16 protein-coding genes and 4 pseudogenes are annotated in these 15,780 nt (G+C 31.4%); 11 read left to right on the plus strand and 9 right to left on the minus strand.

Annotated elements, in window-relative coordinates; translation table 11 throughout:
• Positions 1–64: 64 nt before the first annotated feature.
• The 4 genes and pseudogenes from AC1Q8N_RS02945 to AC1Q8N_RS02960 form a co-directional block, all read left to right on the plus strand.
• Positions 65–1,387: an FAD-dependent oxidoreductase gene (locus AC1Q8N_RS02945; protein WP_098077415.1), complete on the plus strand. Its 1,323-nt coding sequence runs from the start codon at positions 65–67 to the stop codon at positions 1,385–1,387.
• Positions 1,388–1,450: 63 nt separating this feature from the next.
• Positions 1,451–1,981 (plus strand): GNAT family N-acetyltransferase, encoded by a 531-nt coding sequence (locus tag AC1Q8N_RS02950; RefSeq protein WP_098642422.1) that lies wholly within the window; start codon positions 1,451–1,453, stop codon positions 1,979–1,981.
• 14 nt (positions 1,982–1,995) lie between these two features.
• Positions 1,996–2,517 carry a YfiT family bacillithiol transferase gene (locus AC1Q8N_RS02955; RefSeq protein ID WP_098077411.1) on the plus strand — a complete coding sequence of 174 codons (522 nt, stop codon included), beginning with the start codon at positions 1,996–1,998 and terminating at the stop codon, positions 2,515–2,517.
• A 1-nt stretch (position 2,518) separates the two neighbouring features.
• Positions 2,519–2,992, plus strand: a pseudogene (locus tag AC1Q8N_RS02960) (GNAT family N-acetyltransferase); the annotation flags it as partial.
• Positions 2,993–3,112: 120 nt separating this feature from the next.
• On the opposite strand, the gene AC1Q8N_RS02965 reads toward AC1Q8N_RS02960, so the two are convergent.
• Positions 3,113–3,490, minus strand: coding sequence for a PH domain-containing protein (locus AC1Q8N_RS02965; protein WP_000522465.1), 378 nt, complete (start codon positions 3,488–3,490; stop codon positions 3,113–3,115).
• A gap of 179 nt (positions 3,491–3,669) precedes the next feature.
• On the opposite strand from AC1Q8N_RS02965, the gene AC1Q8N_RS02970 reads away from it, so the two are divergent.
• The 6 genes and pseudogenes from AC1Q8N_RS02970 to AC1Q8N_RS02995 all read left to right on the plus strand — a co-directional run bounded on the left by AC1Q8N_RS02970 (position 3,670) and on the right by AC1Q8N_RS02995 (position 8,137).
• A complete protein-coding gene (locus AC1Q8N_RS02970) occupies positions 3,670–4,521 on the plus strand; it encodes a patatin-like phospholipase family protein (RefSeq protein ID WP_493521058.1) in 852 nt (283 codons plus the stop codon).
• Positions 4,522–4,533: 12 nt separating this feature from the next.
• Positions 4,534–4,905, plus strand: coding sequence for a YxiJ-like family protein (locus AC1Q8N_RS02975; RefSeq protein WP_098077408.1), 372 nt, complete (start codon positions 4,534–4,536; stop codon positions 4,903–4,905).
• Between the two features lie 268 nt (positions 4,906–5,173).
• Positions 5,174–5,539, plus strand: a complete 366-nt coding sequence (locus AC1Q8N_RS02980; RefSeq protein ID WP_493521059.1) for a hypothetical protein — start codon at positions 5,174–5,176, stop codon at positions 5,537–5,539.
• A gap of 79 nt (positions 5,540–5,618) precedes the next feature.
• Positions 5,619–6,814: pseudogene (locus AC1Q8N_RS02985) on the plus strand (alpha/beta hydrolase).
• Positions 6,815–6,835: 21 nt separating this feature from the next.
• A complete protein-coding gene (locus AC1Q8N_RS02990) occupies positions 6,836–7,243 on the plus strand; it encodes a DnaJ family domain-containing protein (RefSeq protein WP_048547215.1) in 408 nt (135 codons plus the stop codon).
• A gap of 78 nt (positions 7,244–7,321) precedes the next feature.
• On the plus strand, positions 7,322–8,137 hold the full coding sequence (locus tag AC1Q8N_RS02995; protein WP_493521060.1) for a YwqG family protein: 816 nt from the start codon (positions 7,322–7,324) through the stop codon (positions 8,135–8,137).
• 737 nt (positions 8,138–8,874) lie between these two features.
• On the opposite strand, the gene AC1Q8N_RS03000 is transcribed toward AC1Q8N_RS02995, so the two are convergent.
• Positions 8,875–9,270 carry a RidA family protein gene (locus AC1Q8N_RS03000; protein WP_048547211.1) on the minus strand — a complete coding sequence of 132 codons (396 nt, stop codon included), beginning with the start codon at positions 9,268–9,270 and terminating at the stop codon, positions 8,875–8,877.
• Positions 9,271–9,338: 68 nt separating this feature from the next.
• A pseudogene (locus AC1Q8N_RS03005) lies at positions 9,339–10,113 on the minus strand (LAGLIDADG family homing endonuclease); the annotation flags it as partial.
• Positions 10,114–10,409: 296 nt separating this feature from the next.
• On the opposite strand from AC1Q8N_RS03005, the gene AC1Q8N_RS03010 reads away from it, so the two are divergent.
• Positions 10,410–11,372: an MBL fold metallo-hydrolase gene (locus AC1Q8N_RS03010; protein WP_098642418.1), complete on the plus strand. Its 963-nt coding sequence runs from the start codon at positions 10,410–10,412 to the stop codon at positions 11,370–11,372.
• 122 nt (positions 11,373–11,494) lie between these two features.
• Here AC1Q8N_RS03010 and AC1Q8N_RS03015 read toward each other — a convergent pair whose 3' ends face one another.
• The 6 genes and pseudogenes from AC1Q8N_RS03015 to AC1Q8N_RS03040 all read right to left on the minus strand — a co-directional run.
• The gene (locus AC1Q8N_RS03015; RefSeq protein ID WP_493521061.1) at positions 11,495–12,007 is read right to left on the minus strand and encodes an NUDIX hydrolase; all 513 of its coding nucleotides are present in this window, start codon (positions 12,005–12,007) and stop codon (positions 11,495–11,497) included.
• Between the two features lie 22 nt (positions 12,008–12,029).
• Complete coding sequence (dnaN, locus tag AC1Q8N_RS03020; RefSeq protein WP_098642417.1) at positions 12,030–13,160, minus strand: DNA polymerase III subunit beta; 1,131 nt, start codon at positions 13,158–13,160, stop codon at positions 12,030–12,032.
• 30 nt (positions 13,161–13,190) lie between these two features.
• The gene (locus AC1Q8N_RS03025) at positions 13,191–13,634 is read right to left on the minus strand and encodes an NUDIX hydrolase (protein WP_000757634.1); all 444 of its coding nucleotides are present in this window, start codon (positions 13,632–13,634) and stop codon (positions 13,191–13,193) included.
• A gap of 281 nt (positions 13,635–13,915) precedes the next feature.
• Positions 13,916–14,431, minus strand: coding sequence for a DinB family protein (locus tag AC1Q8N_RS03030; protein ID WP_493521062.1), 516 nt, complete (start codon positions 14,429–14,431; stop codon positions 13,916–13,918).
• A gap of 214 nt (positions 14,432–14,645) precedes the next feature.
• Entirely contained in the window at positions 14,646–15,062 is a 417-nt protein-coding gene (locus AC1Q8N_RS03035; protein ID WP_098642415.1) for a GNAT family N-acetyltransferase, read from the minus strand.
• A gap of 131 nt (positions 15,063–15,193) precedes the next feature.
• A pseudogene (locus AC1Q8N_RS03040) lies at positions 15,194–15,595 on the minus strand (cadmium resistance transporter); the annotation flags it as partial.
• Positions 15,596–15,780: the final 185 nt, after the last annotated feature.

Consider the following 15,780-nt stretch of genomic DNA (forward strand, 5'->3'; position numbering starts at 1 on the left):
TAATTAGTTTAAGATCCTGTTTCATTCATAAAAGACAGGATCTCTTTTTATTAAGGGGGAAAATATGTTTAATAAAGCTATCGTTATTGGCGGCAGTATCGCAGGAAAACTCGTAGCAAAAGCATTATCAACTGCTTTTAAAGAAGTAATCATTATAGAAGCCGGTGAAAGATGGGATGGAATATCTTCAAGAAAAAGAGTTCCACAAAGTAATCATCCTCATGTGTTATTAAAAGGTGGAGAAAGAGCTATTGAAGAATTGTTTCCTACTATCACTAATGAACTAATTGAAGCAGGTAGTATCGTAAATAACTTTACTCGTGATTTAAAATGGCATCAATTTGGTTTATGGAAACAACCATTCACAGGAGAAGTACATATGATTCAACAAAGTAGATTTTTGCTTGAATGGCATATTCAAAAACGAATAAATCAGGTTTCTAATATTACTATTAAATATGAGACATTGATTGAAGGGTTATTAATAGATGGAAAACTTAACAAAGTATGTGGAGTAAAAGCAAAATGTTTAGAGACTGACACACAAGAAGAAATTCAAGCAGATATTGTGGTTGATGCAAGTGGATTCGGTTCAAAAAGTATAGCGTGGTTACGTGAATACAATATTGAAGTGCAAGAAGAGAAAGTGCGCATTGATTTGTTTTACGCAACTAGAATGTTTAAACTCAATGAAAATGAGAAATTAGACTGTTGTAATATGCTAATGTCTCCAAGTTTCCCTGACAATCCGTATGGTGTTCTTATTCAAACGATTGAGGATAATCGCTATTTTGTTACTTTCAGCGGATATGCAAATGAGAAAGCACCACAAACAGATGATGAGTTTTATGATTTTGCTGAAAACCTATCAATTTCTAATGTGACAGATTTTCTAAATAAAGCTGAGGCAATTTCACATATCAAAACTTACAAAATTCCTTATCAAGTACGTCGGCGATTTGATTTAGTTAATCATTTACCAGAAGGGTTGTTAGTAGTTGGGGATGCACATTGTCGTTTTGATCCTGTTTTTGGGCAAGGTGTTTCAGTTGCAGCTATGGAAGCTCACCAATTGCAGTTACTTTTGCAAAAGAGACAAAAGCTTGATAAAACATTTACACAGCGATTTTATAAAAAGACCGCTCATATCATACAAACTCCTTGGGAAATGACTACAACGGAAATATCACGTCATCCTCAGCTAACAAGAAAATTATCGATAAAGCAAAAATTTCAGCTATGGTATACGAAACAAATATATGAACTATCTGCAACTGACTCTGACGTTTATATTCGATTAGTAAGAGTGATGAATTTAATTCGTAGTCCATTGCACCTATTTCATCCCAAAGTGCTATTTGCTGTATTACTGAAGCGAAAGAAATAGAAGGAAATTAATTGATTGAAAAAGAATATATAACAGTTAGTAAATATAGAAGGAGTAATCGAAATGAAAATATACATAGAACAATTAAAGAAACACGATGCTAAAGATTTATTTACGTTTGAACTTATGAATAAATCTTTTTTTGAAAGAATGGTACCAAATCGTGGCTCGCAATATTTCGATTTTGAATATTTCCAAAAACTACTAGACGATTTATTAATAGAACAGGCGGATGGAGATTCTTATTTTTATTTAATTCGTAATGAAGAAAAAGAAATTGTAGGACGAATAAATTTAGTAGCTATTGATACAGAAACTCGAAGCAGTTCGCTAGGATATCGAGTCGGAGAAAAGTTTACTAAAAAAGGAGTTGCAACAACAGCTGTAAAATTAGTTTTAGACGTAGCGAAAAGTAATAAAATTAATGAGATTCATGCTAAAACGACTACTAATAATCTCGCATCACAAATCGTATTAGAAAAAAGCGGGTTTTCTTCTTATCAAGACGAAGCAGATACAAATTCTGTAGAATTAAATGGAGAACATGTGAATTTTGTACATTATATATGGAGAAATACTTCGCGCTTATATTAAAGGGGGACTTATACATGAATGATTTACGTTATCCAATTGGGCAATTTACATACAAACGTCCTATAACTGAAGAAATGATTGATACATGGATTCAGGAAATTGAAGATTTACCTAATGAACTAGCAAAAGCAATTAAAGATTTAGATCAGAAGCAGTTAGACACACCATATCGAGTTGGTGGATGGACGGTTCGTCAAGTAGTTCATCACGTTGTTGATAGCCATATGAATAGCTACATACGCTTTAAATTAGCACTAACAGAAAAGAATCCTACTATTAAACCATATAAAGAAGAGAAGTGGGCAGAACTGCCTGATTCTAAATTACCAGTAGACGTTTCACTAGTAATGCTAGAATCGTTACATAAAAGATGGGTTAACCTTTTATATTCTCTAGAACTACAAGATCTAGAAAAGACATTTAACCATCCAGATACTGGTGAAACAAAACTTGCTGCTGCAATTGGACTATATGCATGGCATGGACGTCATCATACAGCGCATATAACTTCATTAAGAAATCGACTAAATTGGTAACATGGATATTACTTTAGAGAAGGCGACAGAAAATGATGCTGCAGCTGTATTTCAAATGCAAATAGACTCGTTTAACCCTTTATTAAATAAATATAAAGACTATGAAACAAATCCAGCAAATGAATCTATTGAAAAAACGATTTTAAGGATAAATAATCCCAGCAGTAACTATTATAAAATGATAATAGATTCTAACCTTGTTGGAGCGATATGCATTTCCAAAAAAGAAATACCATATAAATTTTGGATTAGTCCAATGTTCATTCATCCAAACTATCAAGGGAAAGGAATCGCTCAGAAGGTACTTAAATTAATTGAAGAGATGTTTTTAGAAGCACGGAGCTTTGAACTTGCTACAATTTTAGAAGAAGAAAGAAATTGTTTTCTATATGAAAAAATGGGGTATAAAAGAACAGAAGTAATAAAGAAATTAAATGATAAAACTACACTTATTTATTACAAAAAAGAAAGGTAAAGTATTTGAAATACGTTTTACCTTTTTCTGTTATTTGAGATTAAATATACAAAAATTATGCATGTTCTTCCAAAATACTCGGGTTAGTAATTTTATAACTGAATAAATATACAAAAAGAATTATTTCGTCGTATATGTTACTAACGCTTTTTGAATGCTTAAAACACTATCGTCACCTTTAAATTCTTTCGTAATTGGTGTACTCAAACTAGATACCCAAATTTTAAGCTCAGCGTCTAAATCAAAATGCCCAGCTGTTTCAATGCTAAATTGTGTAATGCTTTTATAAGGAATAGAATGATACTCTGTTTTTTTACCTGATATCCCTTGTTTATCTACTAAAATAAGACGACGATTTGTAAATACGATTAAATCACGAATTAATTTATAAGCATGTTCAACTTTCTCATCATCTAACATAATCTTCTCTAAATCACGTTCTACACTTTCTGTACTCGCATTTGATGCATTTCCTAAAATACCGCTAAATAAACCCATATGAAATTCCTCCTCGGTTAATTGTGGAATGTATTACTTATATTGTACCATGCTATTTACTAAGAAATTATGACATTACTTTAGTAGTTTCTGGTTATTATTGCAATTCGTTTATATAACCTCGTCTTAAAATCTTGTGTTAACATGTAAGTAAGAAAAAAGAAGCAGAGGGATATAGCATGAAAAATATAGGTTTAGTATTAGAGGGCGGAGGAATGAAAGGTCTATATACTGCAGGCGTACTCGAATATTTTATGGAAAAGAACTTATTCTTTCCGTATGTAGTTGGCGTATCCGCTGGTGCATGTATGGGCGCAACTTATTTATCACGTCAAAAAGGAAGGAATAAAAAAGTAAATACAGAGTTAGTATCAGATCACCGTTATATATCTTATCGAAATTTGATTCGAAAACGTGAGTTATTTGGAATGGATTTTCTATTTGATGAAGTACCGAATAAAATTGTACCATTTGATTTTCAAACTTTTTTAAACTCAAATGAACAGTTTGTTATAGGAACGACGGATTGTAATTCAGGAAAAGCAGTTCATTACAATAAAATAGAACATGGCAATGATATTTTAAAAATCATTCGTGCATCAAGCTCGGTCCCCTTTATAGCACCTGCTGTAGAATATGATAATCGAAAATTGCTAGATGGAGGGATTATAGATCCTATACCGGTTTTAAAAGCCCAAACTGATGGTTATCAAAAGAACGTCGTGATTATGACAAAGCCAGAAGGATATGAGAAACAGCGGAATAAATTTTCTGGTCTGGCTAAAATTTTATATAGTAAATATCCGAAAATCGCAGAACATTTAGTAGAACATTATCGTTATTATAATGAAACCGTAACTTATATGAATGGCAACGAACAGAAAGATAATTTTTATGTAATTCAGCCTAGCTCACAAATTCCTATAAGCGGAATAGAAAGAAATAAAGAAAAGCTAGTTAATTTATATAATCTTGGCTATAAAGATGCTCAATATCATTATGAAAAATTATTAAGTTGGATAGAGAAATAAAGGGGAGGAAAGTTGCTATTAGGTAAAATGGTTATTTTTAATGAATTGCAGAAAATGCATAGTCTGCTGTATAAACCGTTTCCGTATCGTGCTACAGGAAAATTGCAACGAGACTTAAAAAGTAAATTTACAGATGATGACTGTATAAACGCTGATTTTAATCATTATTGGATGCATACTGCAGGTACTTTAAGTTCTGTACTAAATGGCAACGAACAGAACATTACGTTTCAGCAAATAAAGTGGTTAAGGAAATCGTTTTTTGAACGGTTTACGCAATATCGTTCTATAGAAACAGAAATTGTGAAGTATCCCGTTTTGTATAGAGATTTCATTAATTATGAGAAAGCGCGAAAACTATTACTATATTATCTTACTGAATGAAAATTAAAACGGATAAGTTATGCTGCTTGTGCGTTTTTTGTTCATAAAAAAGACAATATTTATACCTTGCTTATATAGGAATTTTAATGTGCAGAAAGAAGTACTTATAGAATGAAGTAAGGGAGGAGAGGCATTTAGCGATTGTTTTCCTATAATGGATTGTCCAACTCGAATATCGTTTGTTATTTATGATAAAATATTTCGAGTGAAATCAAGTACTTATTATATCCAGTATTAAATAAGTTAAGCCAGGAGGAACAACAGTAAAATGGAAAACGGATCAAATATAGGTAAATCAGAATCAATAACATCTTTACAATCGACTATTCGTAAACTTGAAAATGCACTATTACAAATGACTCAAAAAGGTGCAAATACTACATTAGTGAAAAAACGACTTAAAGCCGTTTGTGTAGGGTTAGCAGTACTAGAAAACGTTTGGAATCAAGAAAGTTACCAGTATAGTCAAGAAGAGTTAGCAGAAGCTCGTAATGTCCTTGTTGGTTTACTTCCATCAATTGAGAGGGCTTATGATAAGTCTAAAGTTGGTAGTCCGCAAAGAACATTTTTAACAAGACGGATAAAAGCATTGGAACTTTCTATTCAGGCAATTGATAAACTTTCTAATAAATAACTCATCTAAATACATATCATCCTAATCCTAATTTTTATAAAAGCAATCTAGTGAAAAGAAATACAAAGGAGGAAGATGGGTGACTTCAGTAATTAGTCCTAAGTTAGAGGAGCTTAATAATCAATTAAAGAATGGAAATGAGACAGCTTTTTATACTTTTTTACATGAAATAAAGTCGAATAATACGCCACTAATAGAACAATGTCCTGTAGATAATAAGTATAAGCTTATAACGTATATATGGTTAGGAGACCAAAAAACTGAAAATGTTTATGTATTCGGTAGTTTTCCTGGTTGGGATCTGTCTGTAAATCAATTAAAAAGGTTGTACAGACAGATATATGGTATGAAACGTTTAGGACGGATAAGAGTTTTATTTCAACTTACTATTTTTCAGTAAACGATTTTTTCGAAAATGATTGGATAAAGCGTAGTGAACAGTACGAACTAGACCGATTTAATGGAAATACATTTGAAGAAGGTGCTAATAAAGCATCAGTGTTAAGTATAGGGATGGAAGTGCAGTATAGCAGTCGTTTTCCTTCAGATCATTATCCATCCGGAAAAATTGAAACATATTCTTTTCATAGTACGATTTTAAATAACACACGTAAAATTCATATTTATACGCCTCATGACTATTCGCACACTTCACATCTTCAAGATCTTCTCATTGTGTTTGATGGAAATTCATTCATTAATAACCTTTCAATCGCAAAAGCACTCAATTATTTAATTCACGCAAAAGAAATCTCATCTTGTATTGCTGTTGCTATAGATCCTGTTGATCGGCTAGAAGAGCTAACTTATAACGATAAAATGAATACATTTTTAACGGAGGAATTACTTTCGTGGATTCACGCTAAGTATCGTGTGCATCAAGAAGCGAAACATACAACAATTGCCGGTTTCAGTCTTGGTGGCTTAGCAGCTTTTTATGCAGCACTTCAAAATCCACATGTTTTCGGAAACGTGTTGTCAATGTCTGGATCTGTGCATTGGAAAAAGGATGGTTATGAAAATCAAATTTCTTGGATTGAAAATCAAATTTCATCTATAGATTCCGATACGAGTCAACCTCATTTTTACATAGCAGCAGGAGAACTTGAAAACAAACCTCTTTTAACGGCTAATAGACGCCTGTATAAAGCTTTAAAAGAAAAAGGGTGCCAAATTACTTATGAAGAGTTTCAAGGCGGACATGACGTTGTTTGGTGGCGAGAAAAGTTGTTCGATGGATTGAAAGCATTAAAACTTACAAAAACAACACTCTAAATTAAAAAGGAGAGAGAGTCTATGAATCAAGAAGAACTAGATAAAAAACTAAAAAAGCAAGAGATATTAGTAAAAGATGAGAAAGTTTGGTCTTATACGTATGAGGATCATATTAGTTCTATCGTGAAAGAAGCAGAAAAGAAAGGGTCTTTTGATAATTTACCCGGTAAAGGGAAGCCTCTTAATCTTGATAATGATCTTTCTTACAATCCTGAAAAGCAACTTTATAGAACGTTAAAGAATAATCATGTTTTACCTAGGTGGATTGAGCTTTCAAAGGAAATTGATGATTTAAAAGAAAAGCTAAAAGAAAATACAAATACTACAGAAGCAGCGGATTTAATTCGAACTATTAATAAAAAGGTTTTAGAACATAATCTACTTTGTCCACCAAGTGCGCAAAAAACGAGGGTGAAAACGGATTTTTAACAATTTTCAATGAAGCTATCTTTTGCTATATAATTAAGTACGGCATTTTCAATTCATTATTAAAGGGAGGCAAATGTAATGAAGAATACGTATCAGTTTCAAATTCCGAAAGAACTAGAGCAGTATCGTACTATTTTAGAAGAAAGTGTGAAGCCGTATATTAAAGTGTCTGGAGCGAAAGCAGAGACAACGCTTTTTGAGAGTAAGTTTGGTGGTTATCCGTATTTACCTATCGATCAAGAGCATCCTAAAGATTCAAATGGACAACCTATGATGTTACTTGCGCAGCTAAACTTTGAAGAAATGCCCCATGTTGAATATATGCCACAAAAAGGTATGCTACAGTTTTTCGTAAGTGCTGAAGATGAACTTTACGGAGCAGATTTTGATCATCCAACAATCCAAAAAGACTTTCGAATTATGTATCATTCGACAATTATAGAAGATTTAAATAAGGTAATTACTGATTTTAGTTATTTAAACACTTCAGAATTAGAGGACTTTATCATACCTGAAGCAGCGAAATTAAAGTTTGAATTAGGTTATCAACCCGTAACATCAAGGGATTATCGATTTGAAAAGATGTTTAGTGAGAAAATTGATTGGGAAGAAATTGTTGATGAAGAAAATCATACTGAATTAGGCGAACTGTATGATGATTTATGTAAAGATCAAGGACATAAAATTGGTGGTTATCCATTTTTCACACAGACAGATCCAAGGGAATGGGAAGAAAAATACCAGCAACATGACATGTTATTGTTGCAAATTGATACAGATGATTCATTAAATATTATGTGGGGAGATTCTGGTGTTGCTAATTTCTTTATAAAGAAAGACGATTTAATAAATCTAGATTTTTCCAATGTTATTTACAATTGGGATTGTTATTAAAAAATATATAAATGAAATACTAGCAAGCTAAAAAATCTTCCTAAAGGTGAGGGAGATTTTTTTATGTTAAAAATAAACGTTATGTTAACTAGAATAAAGAACGGTAAGTACAATAAAAGTCAAGCGTAACTGACAGAAATAACAACAAATAATCTAAAGTTATAAAACGTGTGTAAATAGCAATATAAATTTATTAAGTCAAACATAAAATGAATTTAATAATTTATATTTTGTATAGAAATAATTTTTCTGTATAAAAAATTTCTTGTCGATCAAAAACATTTTTGATTTGATAATTCTTAATGGATTATTGATTTGAATTTGCTGTGATGGATTTATAACAAAAAGAATGATAAAAACTGTAGAAATTCGTTTACATACGATTTTATGTAAATCTCATTAAAAATCTCCGTTTTGTCTCATTAAGTATAGTTTACTTGGTTTTTGATACCTGATATTGCTTTGTTTCTATAACTGCCTATAATATATATTATGTTAACTAGTAAAAAGTAATAAACTTATTATAAGTTAGTTTTGGTGGTTAGCCTCCCCTTTTTCTTTTAAATCATTCTGTGTGATGAATTGTTTAGTTATTTGTTTTTTTGTTGTTTTATAAGTTGTTGATGATAATGTCTCCAGATAAAAATTATATTTAAGACAATAAAAAACGCAATTCGTTTTAATTGAACACATTAAACGAATTGCATGGATAAATTATTAATAATAAGTTTTTAAAATTAGTTTGCTACAGCAATTGCTTCGATTTCAATTAATAAGTTATCGTTAATTAACTTTCTAACTTCTACAGCTGAACTTGCTGGTGGATTTTTAGTATCAATGTATTCATCTCGTATATCTCTAACAATGGCCATTTGAGAAATATCTGTTAGGAAAAATGTTAATTTTACTACATCATTAAATTGTAATTCCAAAGTTTCTAATGCACTTTTAATGTTTTCGAATACTTGTCGCGTTTGTGTAGCTAAATCACCAACGCCAACTATTTGACCATCAGTGTTAATCGCTACTTGTCCAGATATGTAAATTGTTCGTTTTGCGTTACTAATTTCGACTACATGCGAGTATCCAAAAGTTGGTGGCATCGTTTCTGGATTGATAAATTTCTTTTGCATGGTGTCTCTCTCCTTTTTTAGTAAATTAATTGTAAAATCTATGTATTTATTATGTTCCATAAATAAAACTAATAGACTTTCTTTCTGAAACACTTCATATTTTCTATGCAAATAAATATCTTTGTCTTTATAAATCCAATTTGAAAATAGTTGTATTGATTTTCTTCCGGATAAAATGACTCGATAATGTTTGTTTTGATTTAGTAAATCGGCTCGTAAATCGTGATTTTGAAGAATTTGATGTAAAGAGTTCATAAAGTTATATGATCCACCTACGAAACTAACTGTATAAGTTTTATAATTGACGTAACCATCCCCATCAAAATACCCACGAACAAAGTGATGTAAATATTCTTCTGGTACAAAAGGAAATACAATGTTAAAAGATTTACATGGCTTAATTCCGTGAATGTTCATTAAATCGTCTTTTATTGTTTTGCTATTTATGTTTAGCATATATACGCCTGTTTTTTTGTTTCGATATAGTGGCTGGTTGGTGTTTAGTTCTTGTTTTATATCTTCTAAAATGGAATTTTCTTTTTGAGATATACTGACACATTGATTTTCTTTCTGTATAACACCATCTGCTGCTATAAACCCTAATATATAAGCCATGTTATTTGACCACGTTTTAAAATAATCTTCTGTTATGTCATACTTTCTCTTCCAACTCCCTATAGCACGCCTTGGAACGTTATTGTCTGTTAAAACCATACGAATATACCTAGCAGACACATTGGCAAGCGTAGCTATTTCTGAGGTACTCTTTCCTTCTGCATATAGCTGCGTTATTTCAGATTTTGATAGTTTACATTTTGATTTCTTTTTTCTCTCTATTTGCACTTACATCCTCTCCTTCCTACACTTAAATAGAGACTTACTTTCTTCTATAACATACAATGAAACATATGTTCTTTGTTGCATATAAAAATGAATTTACTAAATTAAAACAATTTACATTTACTTCATATTAGTTTCATCTGCTGCTGTTTAATTTACATTTTTTATATAAGAATAATGAATTTGACGAATTTATGAAATGTAATGCATTTAAGATGAAAGGTAATATAATTTCGTTTAAACTACAATTAGCTACAATAACAACATACGTATATTGTTAAACGTAAAAAGGAGAACGAATGAAAAAGAAATATATGAATCAAATTCATACTGATGTAAGTTTTAAACCGAAAGATATTATCGGTTTAATGACTGATTACTTTAAAATGAAAACAAAGCTGCGTCCTGTAAAAAATTTACCTATTGTTTTATCGAATAAAAATAATGAGTCTTTAGAGGGTGTGACATGGTTTGGGCACTCTGCTTCTCTTTTGAAAATTGAAGGTAAAAAATTGTTATTAGACCCGATGTTTGGAGATGCCTCTTCCCCATTTCCTCTGTTTAATAGTAAACGTTATAGTGGTGCTTTTTCTTTAGAACGTGAAGATTTTCAAGAAATTGATGCAATTATCATTTCTCATAATCACTATGACCATTTGAATTACAAGAGTATTATGCTGTTAAAAGATCGTGCAAAGCACTTTTATGTTCCAACTGGAGTTGCGCAATATTTAATGAAATGGGGTGTTTCACCTAGTAAAATTAGTGAGCATAATTGGTGGGACGAAATTGCGTTTGATAATATAAAGTTAGTTTGTGCACCTGCAAGGCATTTCTCTGGACGGAGTATGACAGATAGAGATTGTTCGTTATGGTGTTCATGGCTTATTCTTGGTCGAGATACTAAAGTTTTCTTTAGTGGTGATAGCGGGTATGCTCCTCACTTTAAGGAAATTGGAAATAAATACGGTCCGTTCGATCTTACTTTAATGGAATGCGGGCAATACGATACAAGATGGTCTGCTATTCATATGTTACCTGAAGAAACGGTTCAAGCTCATATTGACGTGAAAGGAGATCTACTTCTTCCGATTCATTGGGGTGCTTTTACATTGGCATTACATGAATGGAGTGATCCAATTGAACGAGTTACGAAAGAAGCAAAGCGTTTAGGAGTTAATATTGCAACTCCACAAATTGGTGAATCTATTACGTTAAAATCTACAGACTATCCTTCATCAGCATGGTGGCGAGAAATTTAATTTTAAATAAAAAAGAGCGAACCTTCTTATAAGTGATTCGCTCTTTTTTCGTATTTAAGTTTATCTCACTATGTTTGCCTTTTTGCTATCTGAAACTCTACTTTGAGGTGAATTCCTTCTTTTTACAATTGAATTACGTTATCTATAGAACTATTCTGCTTAATCAATTCTGCATTCCTATAATCTATTAATTTATGATTAGATAAAACAAAATTGTGCTCTAATATTAATTCATTGTGGAGTAAATCCGGTAAAAATTTAGGTATCATCTCTCCTACGCCGTAATTATAGTCACTTAGAATCCAAGAAATCTCTTTCCAATCTAAAATTCCTTCTGATACTTTTTTGGGAGTATGATATGTAAATTCATTATGTAGCTCTACTAAATAAACATACATACCACCAGAGTAAGATGAGTCCTCCCACATAATAATGCCTTTAAACTGAATTTGTTCATGCGTAACTTCTATATTAGTCTCTTCTTTTATTTCACGAATCGCATTTTCTAAAGGTGTTTCTCCCTTTTCTATCTTTCCACCTACCCCGCTCCACAATCCTTTTACAGGGTCATATTCTCTATTTAACATAAGTATCTCTTCATTTCTCTTTATAAAACATAAAGTGTGCTTGTACATAATGTGATTCCTTCCCTTGTTATTAATAAGCTCTTACTGGAGATATAAGATGTACTGCAGCAGATGGTGTCCCTGCTTCAATTAATATCGGTCTCATAGAACCGCTGAAGCTTAACGTAACCGTTTCTTCTTTTATCGCCCTTAAAGCATCTATCATAAATCGTCCATCGAAAGATATATTTAATTGTTTTTCACCTTGAATCGCATCTATCTGTTGTGTCTCGGATATTTTTCCAATCTGAGAAGCGTTAGAAGAAATTTTAATTGTGGATTCGTTTATGATTTCTAAGTTGACATTGTTATTTGCCCATTCACTTGCTAATAAGTTTGATCGATCTACACCTTGTAAAATCTTTTTTCTATCTATGTTAATGACTGTTTGAAAATCATTTGGAATTAAACTAGAAATATTAGGATATTTCCCTTCAATTAGTCTTGAATATAATGTAGTAGTGCCGAATGTAAAAATAATGTGACTTTCTGAAAGATAGATATATACGAATTCCAAATTACTACTCATTAATTTTAGCAGTTCACTAATAGTTGCACTTGGTACAATACAACTTGCTTTCACATCTGTAGATATCATTGTTTCGCGTATAGCAAGTCTATGTGAATCAGTTGCTACGCAAATTAATTTATTATGATCTAACTCTAAATGAACACCGGTAAGAACAGGTCTAGATTCATTTTTAGCTACTGCAAAGGCTGTTTGTTTAAACACTTCAATCAATTGTTCTGTTTCTGCTTGTATTTTTGCATGATCGTCTATAAGTGGTACATTCGGAAACTCATATGTTGGAAGTCCATTTAAGTTTAATGTAATTTCTTCTGACTGTATCGCAATGATTTGCTCATCCTTACTTTTTATTGTTACATTGCTTGGCATTTTCTTTATAATTTCAATAAAATATTTTGCAGGTGCAACTATAGTTCCTGCTTTTACTATAGTTGTAATTTGGTCGTCTTCGTTGGAACTAGGGATGAATTTTTCGATGAAAATATTTGAATTACTTGCGATTAAAGTAATTCCAGATTGATCTGCAGTTATTTTTATGCCAGATAATATAGGGATTATAGCTTTCGTAGATATAGCTTTACTTACTTCTGAAAGTGCTTGAGTTAAACATTTATGATTTACGATAAATTCCATTCTTCCCCCGCCTTACATGAAATGATAATGTTATGAAGATTGATGAACGATTGTTCCGTTAAAAAAGTAAGGTACTGTTTCTTTCCTTTGTAATATATTTAATAAGTGTTCTGGTATACGTAAATGTGGTGCTGCTCTATGTAATTCCATCCAAGTAATCTCTTCAATTTCTTTTGGCCTTGTTATATTTGTCTCCCCGTCAATTATTTCACCTAAAAAATTAAAGAAAATTGCATGGTGTCCTCTCTCTTCGAAAAAAGCTTCGCTAATGTAACAAATACCGTTTACAGTTATATGTAGCCCGGTTTCTTCTTTCACCTCCCGAATTACTGCCTCTTCTAACGTTTCTCCCAGTTTAACTGCGCCACCTGGTAGCGTGTAATATGAACCATTCTTCCCTTTGTTTTTGACCATTAAGATCTTTTCATTTGTTTTATCGTATAAAAGTGCATATGTAACATTTACTTTTTTCATACGTACCTCCTCTGTTTTTACTAAAAGGAATTTTCTGTCTATTTATCATTCTATCATTAACTTGTTTTAATAGTAAGTTCCCGAAGTATTAGAATAAAAATTGATTAAATTAATACTAAATGAAAATGCCAGAGTAACTCCTCAATTAGTAAAAACCCCGCTCCTATTTTGAGACGAGGTTAAACTTATATAACAAACGGATTCCAAATTAACGTTTCTTTAGATCAATTTTAAAAGTATACATATGAGACCCGTATTTTTTGTTAATAGCCAAAGATTTTTTACTTCCCAATTTCACAAAGTAATTTTATCTCTTTGATTTGTTCTATATGACGCTGTTCATGCAAATAGATTAGTTCTATCCACTGATCAAGAAGTAATTCTCCAAGAGCTGGATGTATCACTGATTTTTTCGTTAATATAGATTCATCTTCTATTGTACTTAGGAAACGCATTAATTCTTTTCTCGATTCGTTTAACAAATTGACCATTTGCTGCACTTCAAATAGTTCTAAACTTGGTTCAATCATTTCTGGAGCTGCAAATTTTATCGCTCTATCTTGTAATATAGAGTGAATTTCTCGACGTTCTTTTAGGGTACTATCAATCTTTTTTAAGCCAGATGAAATAACCTTTATAACCACTTTATCCAATAAAACTAAGTGATGACATACTTGTGCTATACTCCATTTATTCTTATCTGGCTTATTGTTGAATTGCGCATCGTTCAACATCGTAATTTCCTCGAATAGATTTTTTCTTATTTCATAAAAATTGTCATTCACAAATGAATTCATAAGAATTTCCCCCTTTATTTGAATGTCCACATTTAGATTCCTATTTTAAATATATTCGCTATAAAAAATAGTTTCCCATCACTACTATTCTAATCCAATCTTTTTTGCTTTAGAAGTGCCTCTAAATATGAATTCACTCAAGATTCTCCTTTAAATGCATAATCCAAAAGGATAAATCTGTATTCCAAATACTAACGTTAATTCTATTTACACTTTATAAACGTTTTTCTAAATAGTAATGATTATGTCCTTTCGGATGATCTTCACTTACTCCAATCACTTTATATCCATGCTTTTTATAAAACGCAGGTGCCTGAAAGCTAAAAGTATCTAAATTGATTAGCCTGCACTCTTGTTTAATTGCAAATTCTTCAATAAGCTTTAATAACTTGCTTCCGTAGCCTTCGTGTCTATACTCTTCAGAAACCCAAAGGAAATCGACATGTACGTGGTGCCAAAATGTAATTGCAGTTATTCCGCCTACAATTTTTTCCTTTTCATTTCTCACTATAAAACTAATTTTTTCTGAAGGCTTTTTCTCTTCATCCGAAATATGTTTTTGGTTATATTCAATTACTTTTTCTCTTATGTAATCACTATCTTCTTGGACCCATTGTTTTACTATTTTCATTTTAAGTAGCACACTCCTTTTAAAGTATCTATTCAATTTAATAATCGTAATATCCTGTCTAACTTAATAGTCGTAGAGCACTGTTTCATTTCACTAAAATAAAGAAAAGCCGTACTACATTTTATCTGTAGTACGGCTTTATTGTCAGCTCCATTAGCTAATGTAATCGAAGCTACTTTAAATATTGAACCAGAAACATTATCAATGACTTCATTCCTTTTATAAGAACGAAGTGACAATATTCCTTTCACTCCCATATAAATTGGTACGAATCCTAATAATCCGATCCACGAAACAGGAATGAAAAAAGAGCTTAAAGAACCGATGATACTTAGAAAAATAATTACACTAAACCCCAAATATTGTCCAATAACAATATAAAGTTCTTGCACCTTAGTTTTTTCCCGGACAGCTCTACCTTCTTTTTTAATTACTCCTGTCCTTACTTGTGAAAATAATACAAGAAGTATAAAAATGTCATCCATATTTGTTGAAATGAATGCCATAAAAGAAGAAATTATGGTTGTAACCAATATAAGCCAACTACCTTTATAATAAAATACTGGTATATAAATGAATTTCATGTCTAATAAAAAAATTGGTTAATGTAGGTTTAAAATAACATTTCAGTTCCTTTATAAAACCATATGAATATTTTACTAATCTGCTACTTCGTTCGTTGAGAAATAAATCACTTTATTACTTTTCAAATCATTTC

Source organism: Bacillus sp. GW823-FHT06B01 (genome assembly GCF_058952315.1).